The sequence below is a fragment of the Psychrobacter sp. Ps6 genome (assembly GCF_022129235.1).
Classification (GTDB): Bacteria; Pseudomonadota; Gammaproteobacteria; order Pseudomonadales; family Moraxellaceae; genus Psychrobacter.
In genome coordinates this window covers 207,296-222,704 of the sequence record NZ_JADQAI010000001.1, presented here as the reverse complement: position 1 = coordinate 222,704, position 15,409 = coordinate 207,296, and the positions used below count along the sequence as shown (strand labels likewise).

Genomic DNA, 15,409 nt, shown 5'->3' with positions numbered 1-15,409 from the left:
TCTGCAGTAATTTTATTCTAACAAATCAAAAACAATGGAGAGCAATTTATGGCTGATACTAATGCCAAACTAACCGTGAATGGTGAAGAATACGAACTTCCTATTATTGAAGGTACTCTAGGGCGCCCAGTTATCGATGTTGCTGCTTTGCAAGAATCAGGATTTTGGTCTTATGACCCTGGTTTCAAAGTAACTGCTCCTGTTGAATCAAAAATTACTTATATCAATGGTGGTAAAGGCGAATTATTGCATCGCGGTTATCCTATCGACGAGTTAGCAAACCATGCTGAATACCTAGAAGTGGCGTATGCGTTGTTGAATGGCGACCTACCTAACGCTGAGCAAAAAGCCGATTTTTTTGAAAAAATTCGTGAACATACGGCTGTTCATGATCAATTGCGTAAATTCTTTGAAGGTTTCCGCCGTGACGCGCATCCAATGGCTATTATGGTTGGTGTCGTTGGTGCGCTATCAGCGTTCTATCATGACAACCTAGACCTCAGTAACGAAGAGCATCGTGAAATTACAGCTATTCGTTTGATTGCTAAGATGCCTACGCTTGCGGCGATGAGTTATAAATACTCACAAGGCGAACCGTTCATGTATCCGCGTAACGATTTTAGCTACGCTGAGAACTTCTTGTACATGATGTTTGCGACTCCTGCTGATGTAGACTATAAGACAAACGACGTCATCACTCGTGCAATGGACAAAATCTTTACTTTGCATGCTGATCATGAGCAAAACGCCTCTACGTCAACAGTACGCCTAGCAGGTTCTACCGGTGCAAACCCTTATGCCTGTATCGCTGCTGGTATTGCAGCCCTTTGGGGTCCATCACATGGCGGCGCAAACGAAGCTGTACTAGAGATGCTTGATGAAATCGGTACGGTTGAAAACGTGCCTGAATTCATGGAAAAAGTGAAAAGCCGTGAAGTGAAGCTAATGGGCTTTGGTCACCGTGTCTACAAAAACTTCGATCCACGTGCAAAAGTCATGAAAGAGACTTGTGATGAGGTATTAGAAGCACTTGGTATCAACGATCCTAAGCTTGAATTGGCAATGGCACTCGAAAAAATTGCTTTAGAAGACCCGTTCTTCATTGAGCGTAACCTATATCCGAACGTTGATTTCTACTCTGGTATTATCCTAAAAGCCATCGGTATTCCAACATCAATGTTTACGGTAATCTTTGCATTGGCTCGTACCTCAGGTTGGATCAGCCATTTGTTAGAGATGCACAGCGCACCATACAAGATCGGTCGCCCACGTCAGTTATATACTGGTGAAACGCGCCGTGACTTTGTGAAAGTTGAAGACCGTAAGTAAGCAAAAATAGTATCTTTATAATAAAAAATCCCGCCATCGTGCGGGATTTTTTGTTGCTATGGGATAGATGCTATTGAATACATTTCATCCAATTATTGGCAAACTCATTACTATGAGTATCATTTAAACCGTTATTGAAACTCTTTCAAAGTCTGCTCATATTTAGCAATCTGCTCGTCATATCCTTTAATAGTATCGTTGAATTTGGTCATGAGCGTTTCAAATTCTTGCTGCTGTTGTTGCTTCATTTGCTGCATATCAACTACTTGCTGCGCTTCTATTTGCTCCCATACTTGGTGCTGAATAATCAACCGAGCCAGCGCGGGGCTTTTTGCACTGACCCTTCCTGCAATCTCTGCATGTTCAAACAGCTGAGGTACTAAGGTCGCTATATTGATCAGCGTATCAGAATCCTCTGCGCTGAGTGGCGTAGTCACAGGCTGATATAACGCTGCCATCGTTTGCTGATATCGCTCGATGATCTGCTCTTCGGTCAGTATTACAGGCTTACGCGGCTCAAGGCTGATACGCTTTAGCACAGTCAAATCACGCTCACCAACTTCGGTACTTGTATTCATCTCTGCATTCGAACCTTCCTCACTGGTAGCATTAGCTTCTACTGGACTATCAGCTGGTAATGGTTCGGGATTGGCCCTACCTGTAGGCGCGGTATCATTTGCGATATCACTATTGCTATTAGTACTTTTATTGGCATCGTTCGTAGGCATGTTGAGTAATAGCGACTCTTCGCTATCTGAAGCATCTGCCGCTTGCAGTGACTCATACTCCGCTTGTAATCGACGCTGTAGTCCTTGTGCTTGCGCAACATAAATAGGTTGAAACTGCTCTATACGTGCCGCAGCAGAATCACTTTGCTGCATTGGTTGACTGTCTTCTTCGCTTGTTTTTTCAGTTGTCTGGGTCTCATCTGGTACAGGCGGTGCGTCAGCTTGCTGCTGACAGCCGGTTAGAAATAGTACGCCCGTTAGCGCTACTGCAGCCAGATCTGAGCTAGCAGAAGTATCAATATTAGGCTTTACTGGCAAAAGTCGAAGCATGAGAGTACGTATCCTTTAATAAAGCAAAAATATAAAAAGCTAAAATAGTGTCGGGCCGGCGCTATTTGATTACCGTCAGAGACCTTGCTAACCTATCAGTCATGATAGAAGCATAATATCGATTGGTAGCTCACCCTATATCAGAGCAAAACTAAGCGCTAGAAGCGTGGTTAGTATTTTTTATGTCAGTAAGGGTATTTATAGTCAAAAATGGTATACAGGCCTCTAAATCTTGGCAATCTTGTCCACGCTGATGACGAACAAAATAATCTTGAACCATGCGCGCCTGCTGCTCGATACCATATTCAAAAAATGACTTGCCTGTCTCTAGTACATAGTCATATCGCCGATCGATAAGGGCACCGCGTACGACTTTCAATCCTTGCTGTAGCTGCCACACGTGAGTGAGCTCGTGAATGAGCCAGCTCTGCTTGCCCAGCGAAGCCGCACTAAAATCATCGATCCAATCGGCTGGATTAAAGTAAATATTACCATTTGGACTTACTGCATAGTTTTTGAGAACCCACCAGGTAGTTTTTAGTCGTACTTCATCTAATTTGAGACTGTCACCGAATACCAAGCGCGCCAACGCGATCTCACCAACTGTCAGATAACGCGACTGCTGTTTTTTTGCGCTGCTGCGTGAATATCGATTCAACAAACGCTTGAGAGATTGTCCAGACATTGTCAATGTAATACCTTATATTTGCTAGGCCAGTGATAATAAATGTTATGTGATCGACCATTCTGATCATTATCATTGAACCGTTAATATGGATGAATCATTAAAACTAAAGTGCTGAGGACATAAGCTATACGCTTCGTTAGCTTTCATTAACATATTTTTGCGTTAGCCTAGCGTGTGTCATTTATAGCAAGTACCCTATTTATAAATTAGCCTACTTTGACTACTGATGTCTAATACTCATTGTCATGGCGAAATTATCATGGCGAAGTTGCTGCGAGAATCATGCCAAGCAAACAAACGCTTTTCACTTCAATAGAAATGATAACTGTAGACTAGTATGTCGTTATTTAGATTTGACTATAAAATCTCTCAATGTCCGCCCTTGTAGCCAATGGACCGTTTTTTAATTTTTCAATAGAGAAACTTATGCCGCCTAACTTTCATGCCGACACCCCTCTTGCCCAGCGTATGCGCCCTGCTTCTCTCGCTACTATTATCGGTCAAGAGCATCTTTTGGCCACTGGCGCACCTTTACGGCGTTTGGTCGAGCAAGGGCATCTGCCGTCTATTATTTTGCATGGCGAAGCAGGTATCGGTAAGACGACAATTGCGATGTTATTGGCTGATGCGGTTAATAGACCTTTTCACGCACTCTCAGCATTGAATACTGGGGTCAAGCAGTTGCGCGAAGTCTTGGATAGTAAAGACTCACTGGCATTTGAGTCACCTGTGGTGTTTATCGATGAGATTCATCGTTTTAATAAAGCGCAGCAGGATGCATTATTGGGCGCGGTAGAATCTGGTGATATTACGCTGATTGGCGCCACCACAGAAAATCCCTCATTCAGTGTCAATAACGCGCTCTTGTCACGTTGCCAAGTGTATCGTTTAGAGCCGTTAACGCCTGAGCAAATCAGCGCGGTATTACGGCGGGCGCTCTCGGAAGACCATGTACTCAAAAAACTCACCATCGACTTGCAAGCACAAGATACTATCAGCCAACTGGCTCACGGTGATGCGAGAAAAGCGCTAAATTTATTAGAGCTGGCGATTCAAACGGCTGATGCCAAACAGTCACCAATAATCATCGATGACGAATTGGTCAGCCGAGTAGCGCAGACCGCATTGGTACGTTATGACAAAGATGGCGAGCAGCATTACGATATCATCTCAGCCATGATCAAATCAGTACGTGGCTCAGATCCTGACGCAGCGCTTTATTGGATGGCGCGGATGCTCGTTGGCGGTGAGCCTGCCGATTTTATTGCTCGCAGATTGGTGATTTCGGCCAGTGAAGATATCGGCAATGCCAATCCAAACGCCCTACTCCTTGCTGATGCAGCCTTGCGCAGTGTGCAATCTATCGGTATGCCAGAAGCACGTATTATCCTAGGGCAAGTCGTGGTCTATCTTGCCACCAGTGCCAAAAGTAACAGCACGTATAAAGCGATCAACGCAGCGATGGCGTTGGCAGAAAAAGACGCCTCCCCTGTGCCACTACATCTGCGCAATGGCGTGACCAAACTGATGCGCAATCAAGGCTACGGTCAAGGGTATGCTTATCCGCACGATTATCCTAACCATTACTACCCTCAGAGCTACTTACCAGATAATTTAGCAGGTACGAGTTTTTACGAGTTTGCAGATAATCAACGCGAGCAGCACAGCAAACAGTTTATGGAGTGGTTAAAAAACCAAACCGCCAGTAATGACTAAAACCAGTAATGACCAAAGATAACACCCAACTTTGCAAAAAATATTTAGAAATGACACGTATGAGCCATTAATAATATTTAACCCTATTTTTAAAAGACTAAGCGTGATAGTTCAGCTTTGTGTCAGCACGCTGGGGTAAAAACCGTTAAAATGTATTTAGAATGATATATAAAAGTCATGAACTACTTCTATATTTGATTACTGTGATGGTCATGTGATTTGCTCAACAGCAACAGCGCGTGATACCAACTACTGCTACAATAGGCAGACAACACTTTATATTCCAAATCACACATATTTATTAATAATAAAATATTGAGACTTACTATGAGTTTAAATACGATTCCTGAGATTATCGAAGACATTCGTGCCGGAAAAATGGTCATCTTGATGGATGATGAAGACCGCGAAAACGAAGGCGATATCATCATGGCAGCGACGCATGTTCGTCCTGAAGACATTAACTTTATGATCACCCACGCGCGCGGCTTGGTGTGCTTGACGCTATCACAAGCGCGTTGCCAGCAATTAGCGCTACCGCTGATGTCGGATCGCAATGAGGCAAAATTTAGCACCAACTTTACGGTGTCGATTGAGGCCGCTGAAGGCGTTACCACTGGTATCTCTGCTGCTGATCGCGCTCGTACTATTCAGGCAGCGGTTTCATCGGCAGCGAAGCCAGAAGACATCGTGCAGCCTGGGCATATTTTCCCTATCATGGCACAAAACGGCGGCGTTCTTCACCGTGCAGGTCATACAGAAGCGGGTTGCGATTTATCTAGACTGGCGGGTTTAGAGCCTGCCGCAGTGATTGTAGAGATTATCAACGCTGATGGCACCATGGCGCGCCGTGATGACCTCGAGATATTTGCCAAAGAACATAACATCAAAATGGGCACGATTGCTGACCTCATCAACTACCGTATTGCCAATGAGCAAACCGTAGAAGAAGTTGAAACCCGTCCTTTCGAAACTGAGCACGGCACCTTTACTTTGCATCGCTTCCGTGAGTTTGGTGCTGAAGAAACTCATTTAGCATTGGTCAAAGGTGATGTGAGCGAAGGTGTCAGTACCGTACGTGTTCATGGTTTCCACCCATTACGTGATTTATTTGCTGCCAAAAATGACATGACAGGTCGTAGCGGCTGGAGCGTACAGTCAGCATTAGAAGAGATCAGTGCCTCAGAGCGCGGTGTCTTGGTCTGGGTTGGTAATCATCAACCCGTCGATTTAGGGGATGCATTAGAGCAAGCCGCGAATAATGAATCGCAATCGACCATCACCCAGCAGCCTTATCGCAGTATTGGAGTCGGCGCACAGATATTACGTCATTTAGGCGTTCGTGATATGCGTCTATTGTCATCACCCATGAAGTTTTATGCGTTATCAGGTTTCGACCTAAATGTTGTAGATTTTGTGCACGCCCCGCAAGACAACTAAAACCTGTTTAAAAGATTGACTAAGACACAGTCATAAAAAAAGGCATGCTAATATAACATTAGCGTGCCTTTTTATTTTTAACTATTGATTAGGTAAAGCTTTATCTAAAATTCAGGGGTATGACCAAATTTTGCCTCTAATGCTAGTAAGCGCGCGCGTTCTTCTGTCGTCCATGGTAACTTACCTTTCCCATCACTATCGAGACGTACTACAACGGCATCAGCAGTCGCAACGATTTTGTTTTGTGCTGTACTATAGTAGCTATATTCCATCGCAATACTGGTATTGCCCAGACGCTGGCAGCGAACGCCCAATAACAAAGTATCAGGATAGGTCACTGGATGCAAATACTGGCAGCTCGACTGTGCCAAGACGGTGACCATACTGCCATCGAACATATCTAACGCGTGCAAATAACCAATGCGCGCTGACTCAGAATAACGATAATATACCACGTTATTTAAATGATTAAAGGCATCCATCTCGCCCCAATGAATCGGCTGATAATGAATCACCGGATAATGCGCCAGCACTTCAGGTCGATCGATTGCTACCTCAGACATAAAATCTGATTTTTCACTCATATTGGTCATAACTTACCTTGTGTCTCATGTTGTCTATATATAGCTGTTTCGAACCGTATCGATTAAGGTTGTGGCTTATCCAAAATCTGTGTGGTTAATAACGGTGTTGGCTTAGGAGCGTTGGCAATCAGTTGGTCAAGCCAAGCAATGACTTCTGGTATGTCACTAGGCGAGTTCATGGTTTCTAAATTATTTTCTGCGCCAATTGATTTTTTGTCTACTGGTGCTATTCCAATGGCGCCAACTTGCGCGGAGTTTTTGCCATTGCTAGTCGATGATTTAGGTAGTAAGGCTTTTAGCTGTTTGCGCGCTTGGGTCAAATAATTGATGAGTTGATCCTGCTCGCGCATATTGCTCGCTTGACTTGCCAGATTCAATGTCATGATGACTTCGTGAATCGTCAATTGTCTACGCGTCAATGTCATGTCGTTACGCGCTGACGTTTGAGCAGGTGGGTTCGCGACTGCTCGCTTCTGACCACCCTCAGTCGCTGCATCAACCAGCTCTCGGCGCTGAATATCAGCACCCTCGTAGCTGCCGAGACGCTCATGACTATGCAAAAACTCTTGAATGTTTTGAATCGCAAGATTTTGTATTTGCCATGGGCTAGGTTGTGAGCTTTGCGCTTGTAGTCGTTCGATGTCTTTGAGCAAACTTTGCTTGATTACGACGGTCAATGCAGGTGCAATCTCATTGCTGCTTTGCGCCAATTGCCAATGCAAACCTCGCAGCAACTCGATCGCGGCACTATCATTGTTGTCTGCTAGCAATCTATCAGCGGCTTTTATTTGAATACGTAGTAAATCTAGCTGGTTTTGCGCTTGGCTACTGGCTTTGACTCTAGGCTCTGGCAATGTCTGCTGGCTCATGGCAAATAAACGATCGTCCATCTCGTTTAGGCGACTGACAACCTGCTCATTGCTCTGCAACCGCTCATTGACACTGTGCTGAAAACGCTGCTGACTAATATAGAGCCAGAGTAATGCCGCGATAAGCAGCAAAATGACCAACCACTGCATCCGCAGCAGCAAGATATTTGCTTGCCGGCGCTGCTGTATAGCAGAAGGATCCTTAGATAAAGACTCAGAATTCATTGGCATAAGACAGTACCGTGATGGGTAGGTATAAACATATTTAAATCAAATAGAAATTATGAAACTAAGTGATGGCTGAAAGAATGGTATCTGGCGCCAAATCTTCTACACGCCAATAGCTCAGGCGCTGCGCTGCAACCATATTGGCTAAGCGTTCACCCAATACGACATAAGAAAAGTCCGCTAGTGTGAGTGGCAAACTATCTCTCGCATCGTTCACTGTGTCATTACTACGTTTTGGTTCTGACATTTTTTCTCTTACACCTTGGACGATGCTCGTCCAATGCTCAAAAGCAGCGCCACTACTCACGACGACGATAGGTTTTTTCGCGGTATCCGCTATTTTATGGTATGAATGAAAATCTTGTTGCCACTGCTGATACTGAGTCATTGCCTCGGTAGGCATCGAGCGCTCATACCACGCAATACTATCGATATGTACACCGCGTGCTTGTAAGGTATCGACCAGTAAGCGTCGTCCACCCAGTCCGCGCCATATCAGCAGCTTATCACCCGCTTGCAAACGATTTATCTCAGGCATTGCTAGCATACCTTCATTATTGGCAACTTCAGGCTGTCGCACTTGATAGTTTGCCGCGTCTATATTGGCTTGAGTCAATGCCGCAGCGGTTGCTTGACCGACTGCAATGATTTGACTTGGGGCTACCAAAACTTCAGAAGCTATATTGGCTGCTTTATTGTCCGGTTGCGCATCACCACTATCGTCATGCTCACTATGCACAAGTGACTGCCAAACATTCAACCCCGAAGTGGCCGCCGTTGGGCTTATGATGACCAGAGCCTTATATTCACCTGCTAGCCACGCACGCATCAGTGCTAGGTCATTGTCAGTCGTTGGACGCGGTTGCAACGTCAACATCGGTATCTCAACCACCGTGAACCCTACTGCTTGCAAATGATTCGTCAATGGCGCAGCGCGTGCTATCGGTCGTGTATTGATGACAATTTTTGGCACTGACCCATCAGTGGATTGATTTGTATGAGTAGACCTAGCTTTAGTTGACGTTGATGACATAGATGTACCACGACAAAAGGCTTGTAGAATTGATTGAATCATCGATCAAACAGTGGATATGTGGATCAATGACTCAGTATGACAAAGCGAATACGCTACTCAGCATGATAAATCGCTGACAAGATAGCCCCTGCACCATCAGCAAGTAATATATTGGCAACATCAATACCGAGCTGATTTGCCTGCGACTCTTGCTCGTCTTGCGTACCAACCAATGTCATTCGCTTTTCTGCTTTTAACAGCTTACTACCATCCGCTTGACCCACTCGGCCACGTAACCACAATACATTACCGTCATCGTTATTGCCGTTATTGCCGTTTTCACCATTGTCATCGTTATTCGCACTGGTTTCATCCGCCATCTGCAACACTGCGTAGGCTGCAATCGGGACTTGGCAGCCACCCTCCAAGTGACGGTTCAACGCACGCTCAGCGATAAGGCGAATACGCGCTTTATCATCGTTCAGTGGCGCTAATAGTTTTAACACCTCGTCATCACCTTCACGGCATTCAATAGCTAACGCACCTTGACCAACGGCAGGCAAACAGGCATCAATATCTAGCTGTCCGCGTATCCGCTCATCTAATTCGATACGCTGCAAGCCACTGGTTGCCAAGATAATGGCATCGTACTCACCAGCATCTAATTTGCTCAAACGCGTCCCAACATTGCCGCGCAAGGTTTTGATCTGCAGATCTGGGCGGTAGGCTTTGATCTGACATTGTCGACGCAAACTTGAGGTTCCAACGACTGCACCTTGCGGCAACTCATCAATACTATTATAAGTATTTGAGACAAAAGCATCAGTTGGTGAAGCACGCTTACAGTAGACACCTAACGTCAAACCTTCGGGCAGCTGCATCGGTACGTCTTTTAGCGAATGTACCGCAATGTCTGCTTGCTTGTCATACAATGCTTGCTCAAGCTCTTTGACAAATAAACCCTTACCGCCAATTTTGGCCAAAGGTGTGTCCAAAATCTTGTCACCCTTAGTGACAATTTTTAGTAAATCAATGGTTAGCTCAGGATAGAGCGCCAATAAGCGATCACGAATATGCTCCGCTTGCCATAGAGCCAAAGGACTCTGACGCGTGGCGATGGTTAAGGTAGTCAAAGCAGGTTGCTGCGGATTGCTCATAAAGGGCCTCAATAAATTCGATACTATAATCTCAATGCTACAATGTCAGTGCTAAGTTGGTGCTAAGCGATTGGGAAAACTTGCCACAAAAAATGATCGACTCACATCAGAGATAGTAAAAGCTGGCGCAAAAAAATACCCCTATTTAAGCATAAATAAGGGTTTGATGATATGGGATGATTATGTCGCTCCGAAAACATCCTATTACATGCTTTGAATTTTGTCACGTAAGGCTGGCAGATGACGACGACTCACGGCTAACGTCTCATCGATTCCTTTAAAACGTATCTGATATTGTCCAGCGTCTAGGGTTTCTAAAAAATCTAAAAAATTCAGATTGATAATGGCGTTGCGATGCACACGGAACAAACGATCGTCAAACTCTCGCTCTAGCTCTTTTAGAGTTTCATCAATTAATACAATGCCATCTTTGTGACGTACTTTGACGTATTTTTGATCTGCCGCAAAATAGTAAATATCTTTAAGTTTAATCAGCTCTACACCGCGGTGAGTACGAGCAGCAATATGCTCGCGTATCGGACGCGCCGTTGGGTTTGCAAGCTTGCGAATTTCATTTAATTGCGCCGCGTTTAGGTTTTTTGCTTTGTTCAGTGCTTCTAATAGCTCGTCTTTGTTTGCCGGCTTCAACAGATAACCGATTGCATTGGCTTTTAGTGCCGCTATCGCATAATGATCGTAAGCGGTGACAAATATAATGGCTGGTGGATGATCAAGTTTGTCCAACTCTTGGGCACAGCGCACCCCATCCATCTCAGGCATACGAATGTCTAATAATATAATGTCAGGCTGCTGAGTTTTTACGGCGATAATAGCTTCTGCCCCTGTGGTCGCTTGAGCAACCACCTCATGACCCGACTCCTGTACGATTCTGACCAAACGCTCACGCGCTAACGGCTCATCATCACAAACTACAATACGCATGTAAACTCCCACCCCAAACTCTACTGAATATGTTTCGACGGTATGACGAATGTACTGGTCAGTTCAATATGATGAGACTTTCTGCATCATATTTTTTTATAGTAACCACTCATTGTCAATAATTGCCAGATAAAAATTGCAATAACCATGTAGATGTAAAAGATAATGCAATAAATATGCCACAACATCTTATAATAGGAACATAGTGTCTGAGAACATCATAAAAAATGGTAAAAGAGGAAAGATTATAAACTGACGTCTTGTAAGGGATAGTCAATAATGGTAGTGATGTGGTTACCGGTAACCGTGCTTTGAATATCAGCACTTTGACCAAAGTACGCGCGTAATCGATCCGCTTGAATATAAAAATTCATATGCTGACGCAAATCATGGTTAATGATTAAGGTCTTTTTGGGAAGTTCCACGTCGATCTGAATAGTCACTCTGTGCTGCTGCCAGGTGACTTTAATATTAAAATAAATGGTTTCAGTGGTCATCTCAACGACATTGAGTAGCATTTTCTCCAACACACTTTGTAAGGTTAACGCCGTAATCACCATGTCATACATAACATTTTCATCAGGCAAATCCCAATGGACCTCAAGTTTGTCTGCCAAACGACTAGACTCGATCGCTAGATAGTGCTCACACAGCGCCACTTCTTCTTCAAAGCTAATCTCACGTTCACCGCTAAAACTGGCTCGATATAAGACCGAAACGTTTTGTAATAAAGCAGAGGCTTTTGATGGATTGGACTCAATGAGTGAGACCAGTGTGTTAATGGTATTAAAGAAAAAATGAGGGGCGGTTCGCGCTTTGATTAAGTCATTTTGTGCGGTCAACTTGTATTCAAACGACAGCTTGAGCGCATTAAGCTCACGGTGGCTACGCAAAAAGTACAATAAAAACACAATGGTAAAACCGCCCGTCAGTACGGTATTGAAAAACAGATTGGTCATAAAAGCTTGACGATTATATTCCATCAACCCCATATTGATCAAAATTAAAACCACTAAAGTCATAGAAACCGTAGCGGCAAACATCATCAGCATGACGATACGCACACTTACACTAGGTATACTGGCATTTTTAAAAACAGGACGTAGATAATCGACCAAATATAGCGATGGAATAACAGTCAGTGCATTCTGTAGCACTCGAGAAAAAAACTTGATAATAAAATCAGACCAGCTTGACAGACCATGACGCTCAATCACCGTGAGAAACAGTGACCAAAAAGCAATATATGTCAGCCACTGCCAAGGCCTCATGATCTCCATGAGTTTTGGAATAAAAAACTCTAAGCGCTTAGCTAGTAAGGCAACCTCATCATTTGCTATACTCGAGTTCTTATTCTCTTGACTTGTCTTGTACCGATATGAACGCCAATTCTTCAAACCTTAGTAATCCCGAATCAAGTAAAAGTTCATCTGTTGCTGATTCTAGCACGAATGTCTCAGTAACAAACAAAGATGCACAAAATAGCCCTGCCAGCACTCAGGGCCAGCAGATGTGGGGCGGACGCTTCAGTGAAGCGACTGACAGCTTCGTGGCTGCCTTTACCGCCTCTGTTGGCTTCGACCAACGTTTTGCTCGTCACGATATTCAAGGGTCGATTGCCCATGCAACGATGCTCAAAGAATGCGATATCTTGACTGCTGATGAAGTAGCCACCATTATCGACGGTCTTCATCAAGTATTACGCGAGATCGAAGCAGGTGAGTTTAACTGGTCAATCGCCCTCGAAGACGTGCACATGAATGTCGAATCACGCCTCACTGATATTATAGGCGCAGTTGGCAAAAAACTACATACAGGGCGTAGCCGTAACGATCAGGTCGCGACTGACATTCGTTTGTGGTTGCGTGAAGAAACCGATAATATTATCGAACTGCTCGTGCGCTTACAAAGTGGCTTGCTTGATCTGGCTGATCAACATACCGATACTATTATGCCTGGTTTTACGCATTTACAAACCGCCCAGCCTGTCAGCTTTGGTCACCATGTAATGGCGTGGTTTGAGATGTTGTATCGCGATACCGAGCGCTTGGTTGACGCCCGTCGCCGTATCAACCAGATGCCACTTGGTAGCGCCGCACTCGCTGGCACGACATTCCCGATTGATCGTACCATCACCGCTGAGCTATTGGGTTTTGAAGGTATCTGTCAGAACTCGCTAGATGCGGTTTCAGATCGTGACTTTGCGATTGAGTTCACCTCAGCCGCTTCTATTCTGATGATGCACATGTCACGTATGAGTGAAGAGATTATTCTGTGGATGTCAGCGCAGTTCAACTTTGTGCAGATACCAGATCGCTTCTGTACTGGCTCATCAATCATGCCACAAAAGAAAAACCCTGACGTGCCTGAGCTGGTACGCGGTAAAGCGGCACGTGTCTTTGGTCAGCTGATGACATTACTCAGCCTGATGAAAAGCCAGCCACTCGCCTACAACAAAGACAACCAAGAAGATAAAGAGCCTTTGTTTGACTGTGTTGACACGCTAACAGGCTCTCTACTTGCCTTTGCTGATATGCTCCCTAACATTGTCCCAAACAAAGAAAGTATGCGTGCTGCAACGATGAAAGGCTATGCCACTGCCACTGACTTGGCAGATTATCTGGTCCGTCAAGGCGTTGCGTTCCGTGATGCGCATGAAGTCGTGGGTAATGCGGTTGCACTCGGCATTAAAGAAGGCGTGGATCTAAGTGACTTATCCTTGGCACAATTGCAGCAATTCAGTGATGCCATCGGTGAGGATGTCTTTGACTATCTCACGCTAGAAGGCTCACTAGCAGCTCGTGACCATCTGGGCGGTACTGCGCCAAATCAAGTTAAGCAAGCCGTAATCAATGGCCGCGCTCGTTTAAAAGCCTTTGCTTGATCATATCGTTTTAAGCATAAGTTAACTGACCGCGCTATATCTGACACCCGCTATTGATGCGGGTGTTTTTATTTTATTAACCATTCGCTATTCGCGCTTTTTCGCGCAGGTTCATTCGGCATCATATGAAACCAGCAACGATAAAAGTAGAATGTACGGATGACGCCTTGTAGATTGATGTCTGTTTAATAAGAGACACGAGATACCCTTTGCTAAATTGACCAAGACCGTTATCATAGGCTCATATCATTACTCAAATTCACCGCTTAATAGAATAAATAAGGAACACCTGATGACTGAGACTTTTAACCCCCAAGCCAATACCGTGTTTTGCCGCAAATATAAGCAAGAACTGCCAAAAATGCCGCATCCGCCTTTCCCTAACAAGAAAGGCCAAGAGCTGCAAGAAACCGTATCTGAAAAGGCATGGAAAGAGTGGCTAGAGCATCAAACCATGCTCATCAATGAGAACCATTTGAGCATGATGGATCCTGAAGCCAAAAAATTCTTGACCGAGCAGCGTGATAAGTTTTTGGATAATGAAGACTATGAGCGTGCCCAAGGCTGGACACCAGAAAGCTAATCTTGTCTTACTATGTATTGGTAATAACCACAAAAAACGCGCTAATTATAGCGCGTTTTTTATCATAAGTAGACTGTGCTGACTGAGCTATCAGTCGTCATTACTCTCTAGTGATTCAAAATCAGCGACTGACATCGTACTAACCTGACGAGCAGCCAAACGATCATTGGCTTTTTGTACCGCTTTTTCGACCATGGCGTAGTCTGAATGACGTACATCTTGACCACTGATATAGTTGATGACTAGCTCGGCCACGTTTTGTGCATGATCACCGATGCGTTCAAGCGAGCGCAAAATCCACATGATATTGATGACCTTTGAGACTTGTCTTGAGTCTTCCATAATATAAGTCATCAACGCGCGAATGGCAGACTGATATTCGTTATTGACCACACTGTCATTGCGCATGACCTCAAACGCTTGCTCAGCATTCGATTGACTAAAGGCCTCTAATGCGTTATTAAGCATCAGTCTTACCTGATTACTCAAGTGCTGTACCTCAGCATAGCCATAAGACGATTTGCCTTGTGCCGCGATTCTGTTTGCCATTTTTGCGATTTTTACCGCTTCATCACCAATACGCTCCAAATCTACCACGCCTTTACTGATCGACATGACTAAACGCAAATCTCCTGCGGCAGGTTGACGCTTAGCAACCAGCAATAAAATATGTTCATCGAGCTCAACCTCCATTCGGTTGATATCAAAGTCCATCTCGATGACCTCTTGCGCCAGTGTCTCGTCTCTATCAATAAGTGCATGGATCGCTTTGGCCACTTGGTTGGCAGCACTATCACCCATATATAAAAACAAGCGGATGGCTTCATCAAGATCTTGGTCAAAACTTTTGGAGATATGCTTATCACTTTGCATAAGAGGTATTCCCTGAAATCTATATTTTAGTAGCGCGGTATGC

14 protein-coding genes are annotated in these 15,409 nt (G+C 44.5%); 5 read left to right on the top strand and 9 right to left on the bottom strand.

What is annotated here, in order from left to right; genetic code table 11:
• Window positions 1-48 precede the first annotated feature (48 nt).
• Window positions 49-1,329: a citrate synthase gene (gene gltA / locus I3255_RS00945; RefSeq protein WP_238036026.1), complete on the top strand. Its 1,281-nt coding sequence runs from the start codon at window positions 49-51 to the stop codon at window positions 1,327-1,329.
• Window positions 1,330-1,460: 131 nt separating this feature from the next.
• Here the strand turns inward: gltA and I3255_RS00940 are convergent, their stop codons facing one another.
• Together I3255_RS00940 and I3255_RS00935 are read right to left on the bottom strand one after the other, a co-directional pair.
• A complete protein-coding gene (locus I3255_RS00940) occupies window positions 1,461-2,387 on the bottom strand; it encodes a hypothetical protein (RefSeq protein ID WP_238036024.1) in 927 nt (308 codons plus the stop codon).
• 151 nt (window positions 2,388-2,538) lie between these two features.
• The gene (locus I3255_RS00935; RefSeq protein ID WP_238036022.1) at window positions 2,539-3,072 is read right to left on the bottom strand and encodes a type IV secretion protein Rhs; all 534 of its coding nucleotides are present in this window, start codon (window positions 3,070-3,072) and stop codon (window positions 2,539-2,541) included.
• Between the two features lie 429 nt (window positions 3,073-3,501).
• Between I3255_RS00935 and I3255_RS00930 the strand changes: the two genes are divergently transcribed.
• Window positions 3,502-4,791, top strand: a complete 1,290-nt coding sequence (locus tag I3255_RS00930; RefSeq protein WP_238036020.1) for a replication-associated recombination protein A — start codon at window positions 3,502-3,504, stop codon at window positions 4,789-4,791.
• Window positions 4,792-5,118: 327 nt separating this feature from the next.
• The gene (gene ribBA / locus I3255_RS00925) at window positions 5,119-6,231 is read left to right on the top strand and encodes a bifunctional 3,4-dihydroxy-2-butanone-4-phosphate synthase/GTP cyclohydrolase II (RefSeq protein WP_201601721.1); all 1,113 of its coding nucleotides are present in this window, start codon (window positions 5,119-5,121) and stop codon (window positions 6,229-6,231) included.
• 104 nt (window positions 6,232-6,335) lie between these two features.
• Here the strand turns inward: ribBA and I3255_RS00920 are convergent, their stop codons facing one another.
• The 6 genes from I3255_RS00920 to I3255_RS00895 form a co-directional block, all read right to left on the bottom strand.
• A complete protein-coding gene (locus I3255_RS00920) occupies window positions 6,336-6,824 on the bottom strand; it encodes an acyl-CoA thioesterase (RefSeq protein WP_238036018.1) in 489 nt (162 codons plus the stop codon).
• 53 nt (window positions 6,825-6,877) lie between these two features.
• Window positions 6,878-7,915 carry a hypothetical protein gene (locus tag I3255_RS00915; RefSeq protein WP_238036015.1) on the bottom strand — a complete coding sequence of 346 codons (1,038 nt, stop codon included), beginning with the start codon at window positions 7,913-7,915 and terminating at the stop codon, window positions 6,878-6,880.
• 58 nt (window positions 7,916-7,973) lie between these two features.
• Window positions 7,974-8,885: a uroporphyrinogen-III synthase gene (locus I3255_RS00910; RefSeq protein ID WP_238036013.1), complete on the bottom strand. Its 912-nt coding sequence runs from the start codon at window positions 8,883-8,885 to the stop codon at window positions 7,974-7,976.
• 155 nt (window positions 8,886-9,040) lie between these two features.
• Window positions 9,041-10,084 (bottom strand): hydroxymethylbilane synthase, encoded by a 1,044-nt coding sequence (gene hemC / locus I3255_RS00905; protein WP_238036011.1) that lies wholly within the window; start codon window positions 10,082-10,084, stop codon window positions 9,041-9,043.
• Between the two features lie 204 nt (window positions 10,085-10,288).
• Window positions 10,289-11,026, bottom strand: a complete 738-nt coding sequence (locus I3255_RS00900) for a LytTR family DNA-binding domain-containing protein (RefSeq protein WP_238036009.1) — start codon at window positions 11,024-11,026, stop codon at window positions 10,289-10,291.
• A 245-nt stretch (window positions 11,027-11,271) separates the two neighbouring features.
• The gene (locus tag I3255_RS00895) at window positions 11,272-12,297 is read right to left on the bottom strand and encodes a sensor histidine kinase (protein WP_238036006.1); all 1,026 of its coding nucleotides are present in this window, start codon (window positions 12,295-12,297) and stop codon (window positions 11,272-11,274) included.
• Between the two features lie 239 nt (window positions 12,298-12,536).
• Between I3255_RS00895 and argH the strand changes: the two genes are divergently transcribed.
• Complete coding sequence (gene argH, locus I3255_RS00890) at window positions 12,537-13,910, top strand: argininosuccinate lyase (protein WP_238036506.1); 1,374 nt, start codon at window positions 12,537-12,539, stop codon at window positions 13,908-13,910.
• 292 nt (window positions 13,911-14,202) lie between these two features.
• Window positions 14,203-14,493 (top strand): oxidative damage protection protein, encoded by a 291-nt coding sequence (locus I3255_RS00885; RefSeq protein ID WP_238036003.1) that lies wholly within the window; start codon window positions 14,203-14,205, stop codon window positions 14,491-14,493.
• Between the two features lie 90 nt (window positions 14,494-14,583).
• Here I3255_RS00885 and phoU read toward each other — a convergent pair whose 3' ends face one another.
• Entirely contained in the window at window positions 14,584-15,366 is a 783-nt protein-coding gene (gene phoU, locus I3255_RS00880) for a phosphate signaling complex protein PhoU (protein WP_238036001.1), read from the bottom strand.
• Window positions 15,367-15,409 lie beyond the last annotated feature (43 nt).